The organism is Allomuricauda sp. M10, from assembly GCF_020782875.1.
Lineage (GTDB): Bacteria > Bacteroidota > Bacteroidia > Flavobacteriales > Flavobacteriaceae > Flagellimonas.
The window spans coordinates 61,017-82,889 of record NZ_JAJGBN010000005.1 but is presented as its reverse complement, the minus strand read 5'-3'; the positions used below and the strand labels follow the sequence as shown (position 1 = coordinate 82,889).

At 43.0% G+C, this 21,873-nt stretch carries 13 protein-coding genes and 2 tRNA genes; 7 read left to right on the top strand and 8 right to left on the bottom strand.

What is annotated here, in order from left to right; all coding sequences use genetic code 11:
• Positions 1-599: 599 nt before the first annotated feature.
• The 4 genes from LKX84_RS13395 to LKX84_RS13380 all read right to left on the bottom strand — a co-directional run bounded on the left by LKX84_RS13395 (position 600) and on the right by LKX84_RS13380 (position 4,395).
• Positions 600-1,841: a site-specific integrase gene (locus LKX84_RS13395; protein WP_228237672.1), complete on the bottom strand. Its 1,242-nt coding sequence runs from the start codon at positions 1,839-1,841 to the stop codon at positions 600-602.
• Positions 1,842-2,068: 227 nt separating this feature from the next.
• A tRNA-Pro gene (locus LKX84_RS13390) sits at positions 2,069-2,143 on the bottom strand.
• Between the two features lie 19 nt (positions 2,144-2,162).
• Positions 2,163-2,246: transfer RNA gene (locus tag LKX84_RS13385), tRNA-Ser, on the bottom strand.
• A gap of 112 nt (positions 2,247-2,358) precedes the next feature.
• Positions 2,359-4,395: an HD family phosphohydrolase gene (locus tag LKX84_RS13380; RefSeq protein WP_228237671.1), complete on the bottom strand. Its 2,037-nt coding sequence runs from the start codon at positions 4,393-4,395 to the stop codon at positions 2,359-2,361.
• A gap of 112 nt (positions 4,396-4,507) precedes the next feature.
• Here LKX84_RS13380 and LKX84_RS13375 point away from each other — a divergent pair, with 112 nt between their 5' ends.
• Together LKX84_RS13375 and LKX84_RS13370 are read left to right on the top strand one after the other, a co-directional pair.
• Positions 4,508-5,683 carry an acetyl-CoA C-acyltransferase gene (locus tag LKX84_RS13375; protein ID WP_228237670.1) on the top strand — a complete coding sequence of 392 codons (1,176 nt, stop codon included), beginning with the start codon at positions 4,508-4,510 and terminating at the stop codon, positions 5,681-5,683.
• Between the two features lie 22 nt (positions 5,684-5,705).
• Positions 5,706-6,458: an NlpC/P60 family protein gene (locus LKX84_RS13370; protein WP_228237669.1), complete on the top strand. Its 753-nt coding sequence runs from the start codon at positions 5,706-5,708 to the stop codon at positions 6,456-6,458.
• A 46-nt stretch (positions 6,459-6,504) separates the two neighbouring features.
• Here LKX84_RS13370 and LKX84_RS13365 read toward each other — a convergent pair whose 3' ends face one another.
• Positions 6,505-7,767, bottom strand: coding sequence for a tetratricopeptide repeat protein (locus LKX84_RS13365; RefSeq protein ID WP_228237668.1), 1,263 nt, complete (start codon positions 7,765-7,767; stop codon positions 6,505-6,507).
• 31 nt (positions 7,768-7,798) lie between these two features.
• The gene (gene gyrA / locus LKX84_RS13360) at positions 7,799-10,327 is read right to left on the bottom strand and encodes a DNA gyrase subunit A (RefSeq protein ID WP_228237667.1); all 2,529 of its coding nucleotides are present in this window, start codon (positions 10,325-10,327) and stop codon (positions 7,799-7,801) included.
• Between the two features lie 261 nt (positions 10,328-10,588).
• Between gyrA and LKX84_RS13355 the strand changes: the two genes are divergently transcribed.
• Positions 10,589-13,144 (top strand): ATP-dependent Clp protease ATP-binding subunit, encoded by a 2,556-nt coding sequence (locus LKX84_RS13355; protein WP_228237666.1) that lies wholly within the window; start codon positions 10,589-10,591, stop codon positions 13,142-13,144.
• Between the two features lie 155 nt (positions 13,145-13,299).
• A complete protein-coding gene (locus LKX84_RS13350) occupies positions 13,300-13,719 on the top strand; it encodes an STAS/SEC14 domain-containing protein (protein ID WP_228237665.1) in 420 nt (139 codons plus the stop codon).
• On the opposite strand, the gene LKX84_RS13345 is transcribed toward LKX84_RS13350, so the two are convergent.
• Entirely contained in the window at positions 13,716-15,251 is a 1,536-nt protein-coding gene (locus LKX84_RS13345; RefSeq protein WP_228237664.1) for an NAD(P)H-hydrate dehydratase, read from the bottom strand. The genes LKX84_RS13350 and LKX84_RS13345 overlap by 4 nt on opposite strands.
• 260 nt (positions 15,252-15,511) lie before the next feature.
• Here LKX84_RS13345 and thrA point away from each other — a divergent pair, with 260 nt between their 5' ends.
• The 3 genes from thrA to thrC are packed head-to-tail and all read left to right on the top strand — an operon-like array spanning position 15,512 to position 20,185.
• A complete protein-coding gene (gene thrA, locus LKX84_RS13340) occupies positions 15,512-17,956 on the top strand; it encodes a bifunctional aspartate kinase/homoserine dehydrogenase I (RefSeq protein WP_228237663.1) in 2,445 nt (814 codons plus the stop codon).
• Between the two features lie 2 nt (positions 17,957-17,958).
• Positions 17,959-18,882 carry a homoserine kinase gene (locus LKX84_RS13335; protein ID WP_228237662.1) on the top strand — a complete coding sequence of 308 codons (924 nt, stop codon included), beginning with the start codon at positions 17,959-17,961 and terminating at the stop codon, positions 18,880-18,882.
• Between the two features lie 4 nt (positions 18,883-18,886).
• Entirely contained in the window at positions 18,887-20,185 is a 1,299-nt protein-coding gene (thrC, locus tag LKX84_RS13330; protein ID WP_228237661.1) for a threonine synthase, read from the top strand.
• Here thrC and LKX84_RS13325 read toward each other — a convergent pair.
• A complete protein-coding gene (locus tag LKX84_RS13325; RefSeq protein ID WP_228237660.1) occupies positions 20,182-21,798 on the bottom strand; it encodes an aminopeptidase P family protein in 1,617 nt (538 codons plus the stop codon). The two genes, thrC and LKX84_RS13325, sit on opposite strands and share 4 nt — an antisense overlap.
• Positions 21,799-21,873 lie beyond the last annotated feature (75 nt).

Genomic DNA, 21,873 nt, shown 5'->3' with positions numbered 1-21,873 from the left:
CGTTACACGATTAGTAAAGTTAGGGGATTCATTTGAAAAAATAAGACTAAATGTCTAAAAAGTTTGATATCAAAGAAACATAGCTCAAAAGTTAAACCTAGAACCATAGTGGAAACGCCAGACAAAGTATACCACACTCGCCGGATAAAATTGAGTACCTTTAGATGAAAACAAAACTCTGATTTTTAGATCACCAAGGCCATTTATTGGCTGGCTCAAATTTTCCGTATTTGGTGGTATCAACCAACCGGCTCATCCACTATCCCATGGATTGGATCGAAACCCTATAAAAAAATGTCGCAAATATTGACAACATTTGCGACATTTTCTAGGAAGTAACAAAATGCAATTTCTTGACATAGTGTAAAATACTATTTACTATTACATATAAACATGTAAAATGTATTTTAAGTTATTAAAAACCACATACTATATTAATTACATTGAAATGGTATTAAGCATTGCTATTCGTTGGAAATTTCCTCAATAGAACCATAAATTTCCAATCTTTAAAGTTGAACCCGTTATTTCCAAAAAACCTTATCTAAATTTGACACTTTGATTTCATAAATAAGTTTTCCCATTATCTAACTGCAAACTTACTCCCCAGCATTTCTCTCGACCTCTTTACTCTGAAAGCGAATCAAAAGATTATCGATATCCTCACTTATCTTGGACTCCACTACCCTGGCGTAAATTTGTGTCGTGGAAAGTTTGGTGTGCCCCAGGAGTTTGGATACCGTTTCAATGGGGACATTATTGGAGAGCATTACCGTAGTTGCAAAAGTATGTCTGGCCACATGAAAGGTCAGGTTCTTATCAATACCACATTCATTGGCAATTTCCTTTAGATAGGCATTTGTCTTTTGGTTCGAACTGATGGGCAAAAGTCCTTCATTCGGCCTACCCAGATCATATTTTTCCAAAATCGCCCGCGCCTGAGGTATCAATGGAACCTTGACGGGTTTGTCGGTCTTCTCACGTTTGGTACTTATCCATTGGTTTCCATCGATTCCCTTAACAATATTATCCTTGGTGAGTTCCTTTACATCCACATAGGAGAGCCCGGTATAACATGCAAAGACAAAACAGTCCCGTATCTTCTCCAAACGTTCATTCTTAAGCTCGCAGCATTCCAAGTGTTGCAGTTCCTCTTCATCCAAAAATGCTCTATCATATCTGTTATACTTCAACTGGAACTGATTGAGGGGATTCCTTTCCATCCATTCCAATTTTACGGCAAGGTTCAAAATCTTCTTGAATCTTTCCAGATGTTTCATGACACCGTTGTTCCCCAAGGAGAGTTTCTTATCCGAGCCTTTGTAATTTCTAAGATAGTGCTCGAATTCCGTGACAAAGGCATAGTTCAATTGCTTGAGATAAACATCGCCAACCTTCCTTTCCTTTGATAAAAACCTGTCAAGGTACCGAGCAGTGGTATAGTAGTTTTTCATGGTACCATATTTTAAGACAACGGACATCCTTTCATTGTGATAGGAGACAAGATCTCTAAGCGTCTTGTTCTTATCGTCCTCACCAAGATAATGTGACTTGATAGCCTCTGCGGTAATTACCCGGTTCTCTTGCAAAAGTTCTTTATGGCACACCAACAATGCTCCGTACACGCTGTCCATGTAAGAATTCAGTTCCCTGATCGGTTGGGAACTTCCCTTGACCCGGTTTCTGGCATTGTCCCAATTCTTTGAGGCCACGTTGCGTTTGAGACTGATCTCTGAGCGTTTTCCGTCCACGGTAATACGGACATAAATGGATAATTGATTTGGAACGCTCCTTGATTTTCTGGTAAAGAAGACTACCGCGAAAGTGTTTTTTGCTTTCATGTTAAAATGACTTTGGTTAAACAATAATTGTTCATCGAAAGTCAAATCGTGCCCAAAAGCTCTTTAAAGATAGGACAATTTAAATAAAAGGCTGTACACCGAATTGCACACCTAATTGCACACCTACTATTTGGTTTCAAATGATATCAAATAAATGCACAAAACGAAAAAAGCACTGAAAATCAATTGATTAACAGTGCTTTTATTTTTATCTATTGCTAGATTTGTCGGGGTGGCAGGATTCGAACCTGCGACCTCCTGCTCCCAAAGCAGGCGCGATAACCGGGCTACGCTACACCCCGAACTGTTTAAAAGGAAAAGCGGAGAGACTGGGACTCGAACCCAGGCATCGGTTACCCGATGACAGATTAGCAATCTGCTCCGTTACCACTCCGGCACCTCTCCTATTTCTTTTTATGAACGTGCATTCTGAAAATGCGGATGCAAATGTACCTTTTCAAAAGAAAGATCGCAACTATTTTTCCATTTTTTTAGAGCAATAGTTTTTAAGTATCCGTTATTCAGGATATTCCACCCGTAAATGATAGATATTGGTTAGCTTTTGCTTCAATACTTTCTTCACCAATTCTATTTCTTTCAGGGTAATATTTGCATTTAAAAACTGATTGGCCTGCATTTGACCCTTCACGATCTTCTCCACAAATTCATCAATGATGGGAAAGGTAGGATTCTTCAAACTCTTGGATGCTGCCTCCACAGCATCCGACATCATCAAAATGGCCGTTTCCCTGGAAAAAGGTATAGGTCCCGGATACCTAAAATCTTCTTCATCTGCTTCGGAATCCATTTCCTGTTGCTTTTTGAAAAAATAATACACCAAGGTGGTACCGTGATGCGTCCGGATGAAATCGATGATACGATCGGGAATATTATTTTTTCTTGCAATTTCAATCCCGTTGATGACATGCTCAATTATAATCTTGGCACTTTCCTTGGGCGGCAAATCATCATGCGGATTAACGCTCGTTATCTGGTTTTCGGTAAAAAAGGTAGGATGTTCCATCTTCCCCACATCATGATAAAGTGCTCCTACCCTAACCAACATGGCATTGGCCCCAATTTCATTGGCCGCCGCTTCGGCCAAATTGGCCACTTGCAACGAATGGTGAAAGGTTCCTGGAGCCTTGTCAGATAACTCTTTCAACAACTTGGAGTTGGTATCCGAAAGTTCCAACAAGGAAACATCGGAAACAAGACCGAACATCTTTTCAAAAATATAAATCAAAGGTTGTGCAAAAAGGGTCAACAGACCATTCAGTACAAAAACCCCAAACAAGACCCATTCAATATTCTCCAGATTCCCCTCATGAATCGCATGGAAGGCAAAATATCCAATAATATAGATCAAGGTAATCTGACCCACGGAAATGAAGAGATTGGCTCTCTTATACAGCTCCGATGCCGTTAAAATGGTCACGATACCCGCAATGATCTGTAAAAAGATGTATTCAAAACTATTGGGCACCACAAATCCCAAGATCAATACGGTAAGCACATGGGCAAAGAGGCCCAATCTGGCATCGAAGAAATTCTTTAAAATTAGGGGCAGGATACAGAGCGGCACCACATAAATATAATCCTCGTAATGTTTCACCATCAGCGTGGTGGCCAACACCATCAATAGGATATTGAAAAAGATAAAGGTGACCTTGTTGTTGTTCCTGTAAATATCGTACCGATACCGCTTCAAAAAGAGGAATAGCATAATCAACACAAGAGCTACCAAAATGGTATAACCCAGCAGGATAAAGTAATAATTATTGCCTAACCAAAGTTCCGATTCATATTCATCCTTCAATGAATTCAATATCTTAAAATCCTCTGCTTCAACAATTTCCCCTTTGGCAATGATCAATTTACCCTGCGCCACTTCGCCACGGGTGTATGAAATTTTTGAAAGTTCATCGTTCAAGGCACTTTGGGTCAAATCCTCTTCATACAACAGATTGGATTTAAGATTATTCTGAACGATTCCAACCACCGGTGCAATACCGACCATCTTCAAGGCAGAAAATTGCTCAGCAACCAATTGTTTGGCCGATTCTACGACCAAAAACTTATTCGGTGAAACAGGAAGGGCTTCATTGTTCTTAACTACAATGACAGATTTGGATTCGGGCTTTTCTTGAAAAATTCCCGATTCATAAATTTCTGTCAAAAGATCTTGTGCCGTTTGAGATAAAATGCGCTTTTGTTGAGAAGTATAGGATCCTGATTGAAAGAAAGTGGTCAATTCATTTTCAATGGTTTGGCCTACTTCAGCGACCAATCCGTTATCATAGGTGTAATAATCCGTTTTGCCATTGCGGATGGATTGCTGTTCCTCCGCTATTTCTTCCTGTGTCTTTTTGATGGAAAAATCAATGGGGGCATACAGATTCTCATACTGCCAAGGTTTACCCTTTTGGAACTCGTACTTGAACTTCCCTCCTTTTGGAAAAAAGAAAACGATCAGGGCAACAGAAACCACATAGAGAAAATACTTGTACACCAAAGATTGATGCCTGTACACGTTATCCAAAGTTTTTCCCATTACGCATTACTGTTGACCTCAAAAATAGAAAATATAAATAAGAAGTGGTACAACGGCTATTTTCGAGCTTTGCATTTAAATTTAGTATTTTCGCAGGAGTAAAAATGCACATATGAAAAAAGTTGTGATCGTAGCGACGGCCAGAACCCCAATTGGGAGTTTTATGGGTGCCCTATCCACTATTCCAGCACCAAAACTTGGCGCAGTGGCCATTAAAGGGGCATTGGATAAAATCAACCTGAAACCTGAATTGGTGGAGGAAGTCCTGATGGGAAATGTGGTCCAGGCCGGCACCGGACAAGCTCCAGCCAGACAGGCCGCCATTTTTGCCGGATTACCGAATACCGTTCCATGTACAACTGTAAACAAAGTCTGCTCTTCAGGTATGAAGGCCATTATGCAGGGGGCACAATCCATCGCTTTGGGTGAAAATTCCATCGTGGTGGCCGGGGGAATGGAAAATATGAGCTTGATACCACATTATGCTTATTTGCGAAACAGTACCAAATTTGGTCCATCAACCTTATTGGACGGTATGCAGAAAGATGGGCTTGTGGATGCCTATGATGAAAATGCCATGGGGGTTTGTGCAGATGCCTGTGCCGTGAAATACGATTTTAGCAGGGAAGATCAGGATGCATTTGCCGTTCAATCCTATACCAGATCAGCAGAAGCTTGGAAAAACGGAAAATTTGATAATGAAGTGGTTCCTGTTGAAGTACCACAACGCAGGGGCGAGCCGATTTTGGTCACCCAAGACGAAGAATACACCAACGTAAATTTGGACAAAATACCAACGTTACGACCTGCCTTTACTAAAGATGGAACCGTAACGGCGGCCAATGCATCCACCATAAACGATGGTGCAGCAGCGGTAGTTTTGATGAGTGAGGAAAAAGCAGCTGAACTAGGGTTGAAACCTTTGGCAACGATCATCGGATATGCAGATGCCGCTCACGAACCGGAATGGTTTACTACAGCTCCTGCGAAAGCGTTGCCAAAAGCCTTAGACCGCGCAGGCGTTTCCATAAACGATATTGATTATTTTGAGTTCAACGAGGCGTTTTCAGTAGTTGGTTTGGCCAACATGAAAATTCTTGGATTGGACGATTCCAAAGTTAATGTGAACGGTGGGGCCGTGTCCTTGGGGCATCCCCTCGGGTGTTCTGGTGCCCGAATTACCATTACATTATTGAACATTTTGGAACAGAACAATGCAACTTTGGGAGCGGCGGCCATTTGTAATGGTGGCGGTGGAGCTTCGGCAATTGTCCTGAAAAGGAATTAGAGATTCAATTAGTAGTAAGTACATGCAGTATGGAATTTGCCCACTGAGCATTGTTCCCATTAGAACAAATCCGGATGATGGTACCGAAATGACCTCCCAGTTGCTTTATGGAGAGCATTTTAAAGTGCTGGAGAGTCGGAAAAAATGGAGCAGGATTCGTGGGGGGTTTGATAATTTTGAAGGTTGGGTCGCCAACAACCAAATTGTTTTGGTTTCTGAAGAAGTTTACGAAGAGATTCATCAAAATCCTTCCTTAAAGATTTCTTCGGATGTCATTTCCCATATCTGCACTCCTGATGGCATGTTGTTGCCTATTTTGTTAGGTTCCATGGCTGAAACATCTTCCCTTTTGAATCATACCTTCGAGGGACATATTTTTGAAGGACAGAAAAGTAAAGATTGCTTGGTTGATACTGCCTTTTTGTATTTGAAAGCACCATTTCTTCCCGGCGGAAAGACTCCTTTCGGCATAGATGCCTCCGGATTGACACAAATGGTCTACAAAATCAATGGATATGTTTTGGAGCGAACCGCTGCATCGCAATCCAAACAAGGGGAACCACTTAGCTTTATTGAAGAAAGCGAACCCGGTGATCTTGCTTTTTTTGATAACAATGATGGCGTTATCGATCATGTAGGGATTATTTTGAAGGATAACTACATCATCCATGTGAACGGTCATGTTAGGATCGATCGGATAGACCATACAGGAATCTTCAATACGGAAGAAAAACTGTACACCCACAAATTAAGGGTCATTAAAAAAATCCTATAAAAAAAGGGGCCGACTTTCGGCCCCTTTTTTATTGGTTTGAATTGGATTATTCTCCCAATAACTTTTTAATTCTCATAAAGTTTTCGGTATCTCCCAAAGCACCATAGATGTTCTTCAGCTGGGTAAGAACACTTTGGTTATCTGGATTGGATTTTAGGGCATCTTCCAACACTGTGGCTCCTTCCCTGAACAAGCTGTCCTTTTTCTCTTTAAGTTGATCGTATTTGGCGATATCTGCCTTAGAAGATCCCAAAGAGTTCATCTCATCGATCAACCCGTTACCTTCATTGATGTAGGTAGTGGATAGGTTCAAAAGGGCATTGATGTAACCAGGATCTATGGTTAGCGTTTTCTTGTATGCCGCCCTTGCATCTTCCAAGTTCCCTTGCTCCATATTGATTACCCCGATGTTGTACAACAAATCTGGATTGTCAGGGGCCATGTTAGAAGCTTCGGCCATCAATGCTTTAAACTTTTCCTTATCACCCAAAGTATAGTAAAGGTTGGCTTCTCCTAAAACCAAGTTTACATCGTCCGGACTTTCGGCCCTTGCATCCGTATAAGCTTCCAAAGCTTTTTCATTTTCACCCAACTGTTGGTAGATCAACGCGATGTTCTTAACAATCTCAGGTTTTTTGGAAGGACTTTTCTCATCCTTTGGATCTTTGTGGGTTCCTGCCTTAACATAAAGGTCACGGGTACCTTTATCCATGGTTTCAGTTTCACCAGACTCAATGTTCACTGCGGTATAGGTAACATCGCTACCATCGTAGTTCACATCCTTTAGCTCATTGTAGTATTCCAAGGCTTTCTCATACTCTCTTCCATTTACTGCACTGCTTGCAGCATAGTACAAGTAGACAGTGTCTTGTGGGCTAAGTTTGTAGCTCATGTACAACTTACTTGCAGCTTCGGCATATCTCTGATTGTTGTTATCATCCACAGCTGCATTGACCAAATCGGCGGTCATTTGAGCCATTTTTTCCTTGGCCACCGAAGTGTATTTAGGTTTTCCACTAGCTTCTTCAATGGAAATTACTTTGTTGTATGCATCCAATGCATCTTTAAATTTGGAAGCATCTCCTTTTTGGGCCAAATCGTAATTCGCATTACCCAAATCGGCATAATACTGTGCCTGGGTTTTGTCATCGGCGGAACCAATGGTTGAGGAAGCGCCTTGAAGTGCAGCCAACGCACCTGCAGCGTCTCCACTTTTCATGGCCTTTTCCGCTGCCTTGATCTCATCCTTCTGGGCAAATCCCATCGTTGAAATCCCTATGGCAAGTAATATCAAAACTTTAGTCTTCATGTCAAAAAAATAATTATTTAGTGTTTATCGATTATTCATTGTTTTCGGTTTCTCCTTCAATAGCCGTGCCATCTTCTCCCTTCACCTCAATATCCAAGATGCTGGCGTCGTCCATGGCCTCGTCTTCTTTCATCACTTTGGCCACAGCAGCAATGGAATCTCCCCCTTTGAGGTTGATGAGTCGCACACCCTGTGTGGCACGCCCCATAACCCTCAGGTCTTCCACGCTCATCCTGATGGCAATACCGGATTTATTGATGATCATCAAATCATCGGTATCGGTTACGTTTTTGATGGCTACAAGACCTCCAGTTTTTTCGGTGATGGAAATGGTCTTCACCCCTTTTCCACCTCTATTCGTGATCCTATAATCGTCCATGTTGGAACGTTTGCCATAACCGTTCTCGGAAACGACCAAAATATCGTCTTCCAAGTTATGAACGGACACCATACCGATTACCTCATCGTTGTCATCCGCCAAGGTGATACCACGCACTCCGGAAGCACTTCTACCCATTGGACGGGTCTTGCTTTCCTCAAAACGGATGGCCTTCCCGGATTTCAATCCCAAGAATATTTGGCTGGCACCAGTGGTCAATTTGGCCTCTAGCAGCTCATCTCCATCCCTTACTGTAATGGCATTGATACCATTTTGACGTGGTCTGGAATATTGCTCCAAGGAAGTTTTCTTCACCACTCCTTTTTTGGTGGCCATGATCACATAATGACTGTTCACATAATCCTCATCCTTAAGGTCTTGGGTACAGATAAAGGCTTTCACCTTATCGTCCGTTTCCATATTGATCAGGTTTTGGATTGCCCTTCCTTTAGAAGTACGGCTTCCTTCAGGAATTTCATAGACCCTCATCCAGAAACATTTTCCGTTTTGGGTAAAGAACAGCATGTATTGGTGATTGGTCCCCACAAAAAGATGCTCCAAGAAGTCCTCATTACGCGTAGAGGATGCCTTTTGACCAACACCTCCCCTATTCTGGGTCTTGTATTCGGTCAATGGCGTTCTTTTGATGTATCCGGCATGGGATATAGTGATGACCACTTGTTCATCCGGGATCATGTCCTCAATGCTAAGGTCGCCCCCGGCATAATTGATTTCGGATCTTCTTTCATCACCGTATTTATCCTTTACCTCGGCCAACTCATCCTTAATGATCTGCATCCTACGCTCTTTTTTGTCGAGGATGTCCTTCAAGTCTTCAATGGTTTTCAACAATTCTTCATATTCCTCACGCAGCTTATCCTGCTCCAATCCAGTAAGTTGACGCAAACGCATCTCCACAATGGCCTTTGCCTGGATTTCGGAAAGTTTGAATCGTTCCATCAAATTGTTACGTGCTTCGTCCACATTGGAGGAAGCCCTGATGATAGCGATCACCTCATCGATGTTATCGGAGGCGATGATCAAACCTTGAAGGATGTGTTCCCTTTCTTCGGCTTTCCTCAATTCGTAAGTTGTCCTACGAACCACAACTTCATGTCTGTGCTCCACAAAATGGTGGATGATCTCCTTCAGGTTCAGCAATTGTGGTCTACCATTGACCAATGCAATGTTATTAACACTGAACGAAGATTGAAGCGCCGTGTATTTGTAAAGGGTATTCAGTACGATATTTGGAATGGCATCACGCTTTAGGATGTACACGATCCGCATACCTTTCCTATCCGATTCGTCACGGATGGACGCAATACCTTCAATTTTCTTTTCGTTGACAAGATCGGCCGTCTTTTTGATCATATCGGCCTTGTTCACCTGATAAGGAATTTCGGTCACAATGATGCACTCCCTACCTTGAACCTCTTCAAAAGTAGCTTTAGCACGCATGACCACTCTACCTCTACCGGTATGGAACGCTTCCTTCACACCATCATAGCCATAAATGATTCCACCTGTTGGGAAATCGGGAGCTTTGATGTGTTTGATCAGTTCATCAATTTCCACTTCGGGATTATCAATATAGGCAATGGTACCGTCCACCACTTCAGAAAGGTTGTGGGGCGGCATATTGGTAGCCATACCCACAGCAATTCCGGAAGCACCGTTCACCAAAAGGTTTGGGATACGGGTAGGCAACACGGTAGGTTCCTGAAGTGTATCATCAAAATTAAACTGATGATCTACGGTTTCTTTGTCAATATCTGCCAACATCTCGTCGGCGATCTTCCGCATTCTGGCCTCGGTATAACGCATGGCCGCGGGACTGTCCCCATCCACGGAACCAAAGTTACCCTGTCCATCCACCAACATGTACCTTAGGCTCCATTCTTGGGCCATACGAACCATGGTATCATAAACAGAGGTATCACCGTGTGGGTGGTATTTACCCAAAACCTCCCCAACGATACGGGCAGATTTTTTATGGGCACTTGTAGACCTTACTCCCAGTTCGTGCATTCCGAAGAGCACTCTACGGTGAACCGGTTTCAAGCCATCACGAACATCTGGCAGGGCACGTGACACAATGACCGACATCGAGTAATCGATGTAGGCAGATTTCATCTCATCCTCAATGTTGATAGGAATTAACTTTTCTCCTTCCGCCATGCTAAAATCTTATTGTTTTTTTGTGGTTAAAATATCATGGCAATATACAGAAAATAGCAGCTTTCATACCGCTTTGCGCTTACTTTATTAAAAAAATTATCAACATTTGACCCTAGTTCCCAATTGTATGGTAAAGCTTTGTTAAACAAGTAAAAAAATCACCTTTATTCCGACATTTACCACTAGTTTATCGAATATGGGTACGGTATTTGACCACGGTAACAATACTTTTATTAATTTTAATTGCTGAAAAAGAAACGTATGGACGACAATTTTTCCCCCAGAGTAAAAGACGTTATAGCATACAGCAAGGAGGAGGCCCTAAGATTGGGGCACGATTTTATTGGAACGGAACACCTGATGCTGGGTCTTTTAAGAGATGGAAATGGCAAGGCCATTAGCATATTGGACGCACTGGATGTGGACCTGGAACACCTTCGCCGTAAGGTGGAGATCCTGAGTCCCGCCAATCCAAATTCGGGCACGATGCAGAAAGACAAAAAGAACCTGCACCTTACCCGACAAGCAGAACGCGCCCTAAAAACAACCTTCCTTGAGGCGAAGCTTTTCCAAAGCTCTTCCATCAATACCGCGCACCTTTTACTCTGCATCCTCAGAAACGAGAACGATCCCACTACCAAACTTCTGCACAAGTTGAAAGTGGACTATGATAATGTAAAAGAACAATTCAAATCGATGATCACTAGCGACGACGATTATGTAGATTCCCCACAAGCTGAATCCTTTTCCGGGGATTCAGACGACTTGGGTGAGGGCAAGGACAGCGCTTTTGGCTCAGGTTCCGCCCAAAAAGGAAACAAAAAATCCAAGACCCCGGTTTTGGACAACTTCGGAAGAGATTTGACCAAATTGGCCGAGGAAAACAAATTGGACCCTGTTGTGGGTCGTGAGAAGGAAATTGAACGTGTTTCCCAGATCTTAAGTCGAAGGAAAAAGAACAACCCATTGTTGATCGGGGAACCAGGTGTTGGCAAAAGTGCCATTGCCGAAGGTTTGGCGTTGCGCATCATCAACAAAAAAGTATCCCGAATCCTGTATAACAAACGGGTGGTGACCTTGGATCTTGCCTCTTTGGTGGCAGGAACCAAATATCGTGGTCAGTTTGAAGAGCGTATGAAGGCCGTGATGAACGAGTTGGAGAAGAACGATGACATCATTCTTTTCATTGATGAGATCCACACCATTGTTGGTGCCGGTGGCGCCACGGGAAGTTTGGATGCATCGAACATGTTCAAACCCGCTTTGGCAAGGGGAGAAATCCAATGTATTGGTGCCACTACCCTTGACGAATACAGACAATACATTGAAAAAGACGGTGCTTTGGAACGTCGTTTCCAAAAGGTCATGGTAGAGCCAACTTCTGTTGAGGAAACCATTGAAATTTTGATGAACATCAAAGCCAAGTACGAAGATCACCACAACGTTTATTACACGGATGAAGCCATAATGGCATGCGTGAAATTGACGAACAGGTACATGACGGACAGATTCTTGCCGGACAAGGCCATTGATGCCCTGGATGAAGCAGGTTCCCGTGTACACATCGTGAATATGGACGTTCCCAAACAGATCTTGGAGCTGGAAAGTCAGTTGGAAGATGTTCGTGAACTAAAAAACAGCGTTGTTAAAAAACAGAAATACGAAGAAGCCGCCAAGTTGCGTGACGATGAAAAACGCCTTGAAAAAGATTTGGCTACGGCCCAGGAGCGTTGGGAAGAAGAAAGCAAATTGCATAGGGAAACCGTAACAGAGGACAATGTGGCCGATGTGGTTTCCATGATGAGCGGCATCCCCGTGAACAGAATAGCCCAGACTGAAAGCAACAAATTGGCCAAGTTACCCGATTTGATCAAAGGTTTCGTAATCGGTCAGGATGAAGCAGTGGCCAAAGTGGCCAAAGCCATCCAAAGAAACAGGGCCGGTTTAAAGGACCCCAACAAACCCATTGGATCATTCATCTTTTTGGGTCAGACCGGGGTTGGAAAAACCCAGTTGGCCAAAATTCTGGCCAAGGAACTTTTTGATTCAGAAGATGCCCTTATCCGTATCGATATGAGCGAATACATGGAAAAATTCGCCATTTCAAGATTGGTAGGAGCACCTCCAGGATACGTTGGGTATGAAGAAGGCGGACAATTGACCGAAAAAGTGCGACGCAAGCCTTATTCCGTAGTGTTGTTGGACGAGGTTGAAAAAGCGCACCCAGATGTGTTCAACATGTTGTTGCAAGTGCTTGACGATGGTTTCTTGACCGACAGTCTTGGTCGCAAGATCGATTTTAGGAACACCATTATCATCATGACCTCCAACATTGGGGCACGCCAAATAAAGGACTTTGGACAAGGTGTTGGTTTTGGCACTTCTGCCAAACAGGCACAAGTTGATACCCATCAAAAAAGTGTGATTGAAAACGCCCTGAAAAAGGCCTTCGCACCTGAATTCCTGAATAGGATAGATGATGTGGTAATGTTCAATTCCCTTGAAAGGGAGGACATCCATAAGATCATTGATATTGAGTTGAACAAACTCTATGGAAGGATCAAGGAAATTGGCTATGACCTTAAACTTTCTGATAAGGCCAAAGACTATATCGCTGAAAAAGGATTCGACAAACAGTATGGTGCACGTCCTCTAAAAAGAGCCATCCAAAAGTATATTGAGGATACTTTGGCAGAGGAAATCGTAAACTCCAAACTGGAAGAAGGTGACAGCATTTTCATGGATCTTGACGAGCAAAAAGAAGAGCTTACCATCAAAATCAAAAAAGCTGAAAAGTCTACCGAAACGGAAAATTAAAATGACCTCAACATAACAGAGCTGGCCCATGGGCCAGCTTTTTTTTTGACCCAATTTACCATTTAAACGATATTTACGCTTTTAATCTAGATTTTTTCCCTTCACTCCGCTTTACATCTACTTTCGTTAGCGAGACACTATAATGACACTTGGGAATGAAATTTACTTCTACAAAGAAGACCGTTGTTGTACGCGAGTACCGCTTGGATATTGGCACCGTACAAGTTTATGATGACTACATGGTCTCCTCTTTTGATGAAGGTACTACCATAACTCTGGAAAGAGCCTATCAAATCATCGGTATATCGGAAATACACTTTCGGGACAAGGACTTTGGCTACATCAGCCTGCGCAAAAATTCCTATGCCGTAGATCCCACCATTTACAATTATGTAAGGGGGTTGGACAACCTTAAGGCCTTTGCCATCGTTTCCAAGAAGGAAATTGATATGCACAACTTCAAGATAGAGAAACTGTTCTATAAAAAGAATATGGAATTTTTCATTGAGTTCGACAATGCTTTGGCCTGGGTGAAAAAAAGAGTTAAGAGCAGCAAAGGGAAATCCAAGGATTAGTTTTCTTCCTGCGGTTCCGCTTCGGGCTGTCTTAGCAACTCCATAAAAGCATTCCCAATATTTGAAATGATTGTTGAGGCCTTCAAGGCCTCATATCCATTTTCAGAAACGCCAAGATCTCCTGCCAATCCATGAAGGTATACCCCAAAAATGGCGGCATGCAAGCTTGGATATCCTTGAGCCATTAAACCAGTGATCATGCCCGTGAGCACATCCCCACTCCCTGCCGTGGCCATTCCCGGATTGCCCGTGGTGTTCACAAAGCCTTTATCCTTATAAACGGTTATGGTATGCGCCCCTTTGATTACAATGACCACATTATAATGGGTTGAATAAGCTTTCACCTTAGCTAGTTTTTCAAAATCGTCGTTCCATTTTCCAACCAATCGTTCCAATTCCTTCGGATGGGGCGTTAATACAGAAAATGCGGGAACATCCCTCAACAATTTTGGATTTTGAGCCAAAATGTTCAATCCATCCGCATCAATGACCATAGGCTTTTCCATTGCTTTAAGCAAAGCTCCAAAAGCGTTGGCCGTAATTTTATCCAAACCGATTCCCATTCCTATTCCGACCACAGTGGGCTCAAAAGGAAAAGTAATCTCAGAAATGATTTTTTCCCCACCATCGGTCAAGACCATGACTTCTGGCAACGCAGTTTGTATGGATTGATATCCGCAACGTGGTACAAATGCAGTGACCAATCCACTCCCCGCACTCAAACAAGCGTCACTCGCCAAGTGAACGGCACCAATTTTCCCGTAACTGCCACCAACCACTATGGCATGACCATAATTTCCCTTGTGCGAGAATTTAAGTCGTGGACGATACAAAGGCAGCACTTCAGGTCTTCCGATCAGTTCAAATTCGGTTTCGGTTGTTTGAAGATATGCTGGGTCCAGACCAATATCCAATAATTCCCATTGATTCACAAACACCCCAGTTTCCGGTAAAAAGAAGACCAATTTGGGTGCTTGAAAAGTAAGCACGTAACTAGCCTTAATGGCATAATCTGGATTCCATGGGCACTTATCCGTAGGCAAACCGGATGGGATATCCACAGAAAGCACAAAAGCCCTGGAGTTGTTGATGTGCATGATCAAATTACCCACCCAGGTATTTGGCTCGCGGTTCAATCCTATACCGAATATTGCATCCACAATGATATCATCCGGTGAGATGGGTGGGAGTTCACTTTCACTGTTCAGAAAGTCGGGCCAAAGTTTTGCACTCTTCAATCTTTCCAAGTTCAACAAAAAATCCTTAGATCGCTTATCACTAAAATTGACCACATAGACTTGAATGGCGTACCCATGTTCGTGTAACAATCTGGCCAAAACCAAACCATCACCGCCATTGTTTCCAATGCCACAAAATAGTTTAAGGGTTACTTGGGTGCCTCTCAGGCGCGCATGAATCCAATCAAAGAGCTTGGTTGCCGCCCTTTCCATGAGCTCGCCACTCGAGATTTGTTGTTTTTGTATTGTTGATTTATCAGCTTCATGGATTTGTTGGGGAGAAAATATTTTCATTCACTAAAAAATATGCAAGATTCGTAAAGATTTCGCAAAAAATCTCATCATTCGTTTGATGAAGTATTCAAATGTACTACTTTTATCACCTCTTTATTGAATAATGCAAGTAAAACAAACGGATATCGAACTAAGCTGGATGAATTCTTCTTCATCTATCTTCACTATTACCACCACAACCCCTTTGGGGTAAGTCTGCTATATATCATCCGTCCGTTTTTTTGTTCCTTTTACAATTTTATTTTCAATAATATTTCATCATGAAAGTCTTAAAATTTGGCGGCACTTCTGTTGCCAATCCAGAAAACATAAACAAGGTCAAGTCCATTGTTGCCAATCTCAATGACCCAAAAGTGGCCGTTGTGGTATCTGCATTCGGTGGGGTAACTGACCTACTTTTGCAAACTTCACAATTGGCTTCCAAACAAGATCAGTCCTATAAAAAAGGATTGGAGGAGATCGAAGCAAGGCATTTAGCCGCCATCAAGGAATTGCTTCCGGTTCAATCCCAAAGTGGTGTATTGAGCCAGGTAAAGAGCGACCTGAATGTTTTGGAAACCCTTTTGGAAGGTAGTTACCTGATCGGGGAATTGACCCCAAAACTATCCGACAAAATTGTCAGCTATGGGGAATTGCTTTCCTCGTTCATCATTAGTGAGTTCTTTAAATCACAAGGTTTGGATGCCCAGTTCAAGGATAGTAGGGAACTGATCATCACTGATGAGCAATACGGCAAGGCAAACGTTGATTTTGAAAAGACCAATGCCAAATGTCAGGCCTATTTTTCCTCAATCGATCATCAGATTACCGTGTTACCAGGTTTTGTTTCCTCCAGTAGGATGGGTAATTCTACAACCTTGGGTAGAGGTGGATCGGATTATACCGCCGCCATTATTGCTGCAGCCCAACAAGCCGAAATATTGGAAATTTGGACCGACGTTAGTGGAATGTATACCGCCAACCCACGATTGGTGAAACAGGCCATATGTGTTTCCCACATCAGCTACGAAGAGGCCATGGAACTATCACACTTTGGCGCAAAGGTTTTATATCCACCAACCATTCAACCGGTGTTGAGCAAAGAGATCCCGATTGCCATCAAAAATACGTTCGATCCTGAAAATCCAGGTACCCTGATTACCAAAAGTCACAATGGCAATGGTAAAACGGTGCGAGGTATCAGTCATGTGGGGAACATCAGTTTGCTTTCTTTGGAAGGACCTGGTATGGTCGGTATTCCAGGAATCTCAAAACGCTTTTTTGAAACCCTTTCTCTAAAAAATATCAGCATTGTGCTCATCACTCAAGCCTCATCGGAACATTCCATTTGTGTGGGAATAGCAGATGACGACGCCGATCCTGCTGCAGAAGCGGTAAACGAAACTTTTGCCTACGAGATTTCGAGCAGAAAGATCAAGCCGGTTTTGGTAGAAAAAGACCTCACCATCATAGCTCTTGTGGGTGATAACATGAAGAGCCACCAAGGGTTGAGTGGTAAAATGTTCAGCACTTTGGGTAAAAACAACGTGAACATCAGGGCCATTGCCCAAGGCGCTTCGGAACGGAACATTTCCGCCGTTATCAAAAAAGACGACGTTAAAAAGGCCCTCAATTCCTTACATGAAACCTTCTTCGAAGAAAACATCAAGCAATTGAACCTCTTCGTAATGGGAGTTGGTAATGTAGGAGCTAAGTTTTTAGATCAAATCCGTCAGCAGAAAAAATTCCTGAAGGAGGAGTTGAAACTCAATGTAAGGGTTGTTGGCATCAGCAATTCCAGGACCATGGCTTTTGACGAGAACGGGATTGCCCTAAAAGATTGGGAAAGTGTTTTGGCCGAAGGTCAACCTGCGGACAGAAATGCATTTTTTGATCAGGTAAAGTCCCTCAACTATAGAAACAGTGTTTTTGTGGACAATACCGCCAGTGCCGAAGTTGCCAAAACGTATGCGGATTACTTGCGAAACAGCATTTCCGTGGTGACCTGCAATAAAATTGCCTGTTCTTCTGATTATGATTTTTACAAGGAATTGAAACAATTGGCGAAGCAGTACAATGCCCCGTTCCTTTTTGAAACCAACGTGGGAGCCGGTCTGCCCATCATCGACACCTTGAAACACCTTATTGCATCGGGAGATAAGATCAGGAAAATCCAGGCCGTATTGTCCGGAAGTCTAAATTTTGTGTTCAACACTTTTAACGAAAGTGTCACTTTTCACGATGTGGTAAAACAGGCTCAGGAACAAGGGTACACCGAACCGGACCCGACCATCGACTTAAGTGGCGTGGATGTAATGCGGAAGATACTGATCTTGGCCCGTGAAAGCGGACACCAATTGAACATCGACGACATTGAAAACGTATCATTTTTGCCAAAGGAAAGCTTGGAAACCAATTCGAACGATGCCTTTTTTGAATCCCTGAAAAAATATGAAAGTGATTTTCAGAAGCTGTACAAAGATGCTGCCGATGTGGACAGTAAATTGAAATATGTGGCGCAATTTGAAGACGGCAAGGCCAAGGTAGGATTGCAAAAAATTCCAAAAGGTCACGATTTTTACAATCTGGAAGGTAGTGACAACATTGTGCTGTTCTTTACTGAACGCTATCCTAACCAGCCATTGATCATAAAAGGAGCAGGAGCCGGTGCTGATGTGACCGCATCAGGTATCTTTGCCGATATTATCCGAATCGGAAACTTTTGACCATGGAAGAAATCAAAGTATTCTGCCCCGCCACCATTGCCAACGTCTCCTGTGGGTTCGACGTGCTCGGACTTGCCTTGGATTCCGTTGGGGATGAAATGATCGTTAGAAAGACCGCTGAAAAAGGCATCCGAATCGTAAAGATTTTAGGTCAGGATCTTCCTTTGGAAACCGAGAAAAATGTGTCCGGAGTGGCCGGTTTGGCTCTTTTAAAGGAAAGTGATTATGATGGCGGTTTTGAAATCGAAATCGATAAACGTATTAAACCCGGAAGTGGTATCGGTAGCAGTGCGGCAAGTTCTGCTGGTGCCGTTTGGGCCATGAACGAATTGCTGGGTAGACCCTTCTCCCCTTTGCAATTGGTGAAATTTGCAATGCAGGGAGAAAAATTAGCCAGTGACGTAGCCCATGCCGATAACGTGGCCCCTGCCATTTACGGGGGTTTCACTTTGGTGAGAAGTTATGATCCATTGGACATCATTCCTATTCCAACACCTTCGGAATTGGTGGCCACGGTGATTCATCCACAAATCGAGGTTAAGACATCCGATTCCAGAAAAATTTTGAAGACCACCATATCCTTGGAAAAAGGCATCAAACAATGGGGCAATGTGGGCGGACTTATCGCTGGACTTTTCCAAAAGGATTACGACCTGATCGGACGATCATTACAAGACCATATCGTGGAGCCCATTCGTTCCATATTGATTCCCGGATTTGACGAAATCAAGGCCAACGCATTGGCTTCCGGTGCATTGGGATGCGGAATTTCAGGTTCCGGACCTTCCATTTTTGCCTTAAGTAAAGGTTTGGAAACTGCTAAATCGGTAGCCGAATCCATGAAAGAAACCTATTCGAAATTTGGGATTCCTTTTGACATCCATATTTCCAAAATCAATACCCAAGGGGTTAAAAAAATTGCCTAGTCCCATGAAATTTTACAGTCTGAACAATCCCGATTTGCAAGCTTCTTTCAAGGAGGCCGTAATTGCAGGAATCGCTCCTGACAAAGGGTTGTATTTCCCTGAGAGCATTACTCCATTGTCAAAGGATTTTTTTCAAATTATAGAACAGTTATCCAATCATGAGATCGCTTTTAAGGCCATACATCAATTTGTGAACGCGGATATTCCCGATTCTGTTTTGAAAGAAATCATCGCCAATACCTTGGATTTTGATTTTCCAGTCGTCCCTGTTGAAGAAAATGTGGCCACTTTGGAACTTTTTCACGGACCAACCATGGCTTTTAAAGATGTAGGCGCTCGATTTATGGCCAATTGCTTGGGTTTCTTTTCACAAGGCGAAAAACAAGACGTTACCGTTCTGGTTGCCACATCTGGAGATACCGGTGGAGCCGTTGCAAATGGATTTTTGGGTGTGGATGGGGTAAAAGTGGTTATCCTTTACCCCAGCGGAAAGGTCAGTGATATCCAAGAAAAACAATTGACCACTTTGGGCCAGAACATTGAGGCCATGGAAGTAGACGGCACTTTTGACGACTGCCAACGCATGGTGAAGACAGCCTTTTTGGATACGGAGATCACGGACCACAAAAAGCTCACCTCAGCAAACAGCATCAATGTAGCTAGATGGTTACCCCAATTGTTCTACTTTTTGTTTGCCTACAAACAGGCTAAATCCAAAGGAAAGGAAATCGTTTTTTCAGTACCATCGGGTAATTTTGGAAACATCTGTGCAGGCATGGTCGCACAAAAATTGGGCATGCCCGTAAAACATTTTGTGGCCGCCACCAATGTAAATGATGTGGTACCCAAGTTCATGGAAAATGGGATTTACGAACCAGTTCCATCCAAAGCGACCATTTCCAACGCCATGGATGTGGGCGACCCGAGCAACTTTGTACGTATTCAGCATTTGTACCAAGGAAATTTGGAAAGCCTTCGCGCCAACCTTTCTTCCTATTCCATTTCGGATGCAGAAACAAGGAAAGCCATGAAGCATGTGCATTCAGAATCCGGATATGTGATGGACCCCCATGGAGCTGTGGGCTATCTTGGTTTGAAGGAATATCAAAAAACCCATCCCAATACCTATGGTATTTTCTTGGAAACGGCCCATCCCGTAAAGTTTTTGGATGTTGTGGAAGACACCTTGGGATTGAGTCCTGAAATTCCACCCCAAATCCAAAAAGTAATGGGCAGGGAAAAGAAATCACATCTGATCAAATCATACGAAGACCTGAAAGCCTTTTTATTGAAGACTGCTTAATCCAATTTGGGCAATTTGAAATTATCCAGCGGGCTAGGTTGTTTCATCATGGCCTCAATGGCCTCGGTAGTTCTTGGCGCCATGGCGGATAGTACAACCGGACCATCATTGGTGATTAGCACGTCATCCTCGATACGAACTGCAATGCCCCACCATTTTTTATCGCAGTCACTCCCTTCCGGGATATAGATACCCGGTTCCACGGTAATAACGGTATTGGGCTTGAAAGGTCCGTAAGTACCATCATCATGCACATCCAATCCTAAATAATGGGAAGTGCCGTGCGGAAAATAAATGCGGGTTTCCTTTTCTTCCTTAATGATGCCCAATTTCAACAGACCATCGGCAACAACCTGATACGCTGCCTTGCCGGGCGACTGAAAGGGTGCTCCCACGGTACTGGCTTTTATTCCTGCTTCCTGGGCATTATATACGATGTCATAAATGGCTTTTTGCTCTGGGGTAAATTTTCCATTGGCTGGGATGGTTCGGGTCACATCGGCAGTATAACCGTGATACTCTGCCCCGAGGTCCATCAATACCAAATCATTGCCAACGGTAGTTTTGCTGTTCTCGATGTAGTGAAGGATACAGCCATTATTACCACCACCAACTATAGAAGGATACCCTTCATATTCGGCACCATATTTTTTATAGACATATTCGTGAACGCCTTGTATTTCTGATTCCGACATATTGGGGTGCATGGCCTTCATCACTTCCATTTGGCCAACGGCGGAAATTTCCACAGCTTTCTTTAAAAGCTTAATCTCTTCAGGGGTTTTGGTTTCCCTCAATTTTGCCATGGCCATTGGCAACACCTTGGAATCGAGATTAGATGACTGTTGGATGACCAGTACTTTGTTCTTGATTTCCTTTCTCATGTCCTCGTTGGCCGCATTCACAAAATCATTGAGAAATTCATCTTCCTGTAGATTAGGATAACGGTTCATGTACTTCTCAACGGTTTCCACCAACTCATCTGTTTTGGAACCGTCATCTGCCGAAATCATGCGGTATAGATCATTTTTGATGGGATTGTAATCTGAAGGATAATTAGCTTTTTTCTTAAAAGTTTTGATCAGGTCAAAAAGGTCTGCATTTCCAGACTGGTCGCGGTAATCATTTTGAAAATCCACAAAGGAAACCACATCAAAAGAAGCAAAATCAACAGGGAAATGTTCAAATTCCTTCCCATTGTAGACCATGTCAAAACCCAATTTTTCCTTTACCCCTTCAACGCCCAATCGCTTTCCGGTCCATTGCTCCGCCCTGGCATTTCTTTCCTGTACATAAATGATCTCATCAAACTTTTTGCCCGAAGCGTCCGTTTGAGTTTCCGAAAACAATACCAGCACTGCGTTCGGTTCTTTATACCCTGTCAAGTAATAAAAGTTGGGGTCTTGGTGATACACAAAATCCACATCATTGGCCCGGTTTCTTTCCGCATTGGCGAACAAGACCACAGCCGTATTGGGAGGCAATAGTTTTCGGACCTCATCCCTTCTTTGTTTATGAAAATCGGCAGATAGATAATCGGTTGGAGTACCTTGGGCAAAACCCATGGACATGATGGATAGCACCAAAAGTGTGCTAAATAGGACATTTTTCATCAAAAACGATATTTGGATCAAAATACAAATTTTACGGCGAAGCCCTTGTTAAAAATGGCTTCCTATTTTTATGGA

Coding starts and splice junctions, on each gene's coding strand:
- LKX84_RS13365 (WP_228237668.1), bottom strand. CDS start 7,767: ATGAAGACTAAAGTTTTGATATTACTTGCCATAGGGATTTCAACGATG.
- LKX84_RS13355 (WP_228237666.1), top strand. CDS start 10,589: ATGGACGACAATTTTTCCCCCAGAGTAAAAGACGTTATAGCATACAGC.
- LKX84_RS13395 (WP_228237672.1), bottom strand. CDS start 1,841: ATGAAAGCAAAAAACACTTTCGCGGTAGTCTTCTTTACCAGAAAATCA.
- LKX84_RS13345 (WP_228237664.1), bottom strand. CDS start 15,251: ATGAAAATATTTTCTCCCCAACAAATCCATGAAGCTGATAAATCAACA.
- LKX84_RS13370 (WP_228237669.1), top strand. CDS start 5,706: ATGCAGTATGGAATTTGCCCACTGAGCATTGTTCCCATTAGAACAAAT.
- gyrA (WP_228237667.1), bottom strand. CDS start 10,327: ATGGCGGAAGGAGAAAAGTTAATTCCTATCAACATTGAGGATGAGATG.
- LKX84_RS13350 (WP_228237665.1), top strand. CDS start 13,300: ATGAAATTTACTTCTACAAAGAAGACCGTTGTTGTACGCGAGTACCGC.
- LKX84_RS13325 (WP_228237660.1), bottom strand. CDS start 21,798: ATGAAAAATGTCCTATTTAGCACACTTTTGGTGCTATCCATCATGTCC.
- thrC (WP_228237661.1), top strand. CDS start 18,887: ATGAAATTTTACAGTCTGAACAATCCCGATTTGCAAGCTTCTTTCAAG.
- LKX84_RS13335 (WP_228237662.1), top strand. CDS start 17,959: ATGGAAGAAATCAAAGTATTCTGCCCCGCCACCATTGCCAACGTCTCC.
- thrA (WP_228237663.1), top strand. CDS start 15,512: ATGAAAGTCTTAAAATTTGGCGGCACTTCTGTTGCCAATCCAGAAAAC.
- LKX84_RS13375 (WP_228237670.1), top strand. CDS start 4,508: ATGAAAAAAGTTGTGATCGTAGCGACGGCCAGAACCCCAATTGGGAGT.
- LKX84_RS13380 (WP_228237671.1), bottom strand. CDS start 4,395: ATGGGAAAAACTTTGGATAACGTGTACAGGCATCAATCTTTGGTGTAC.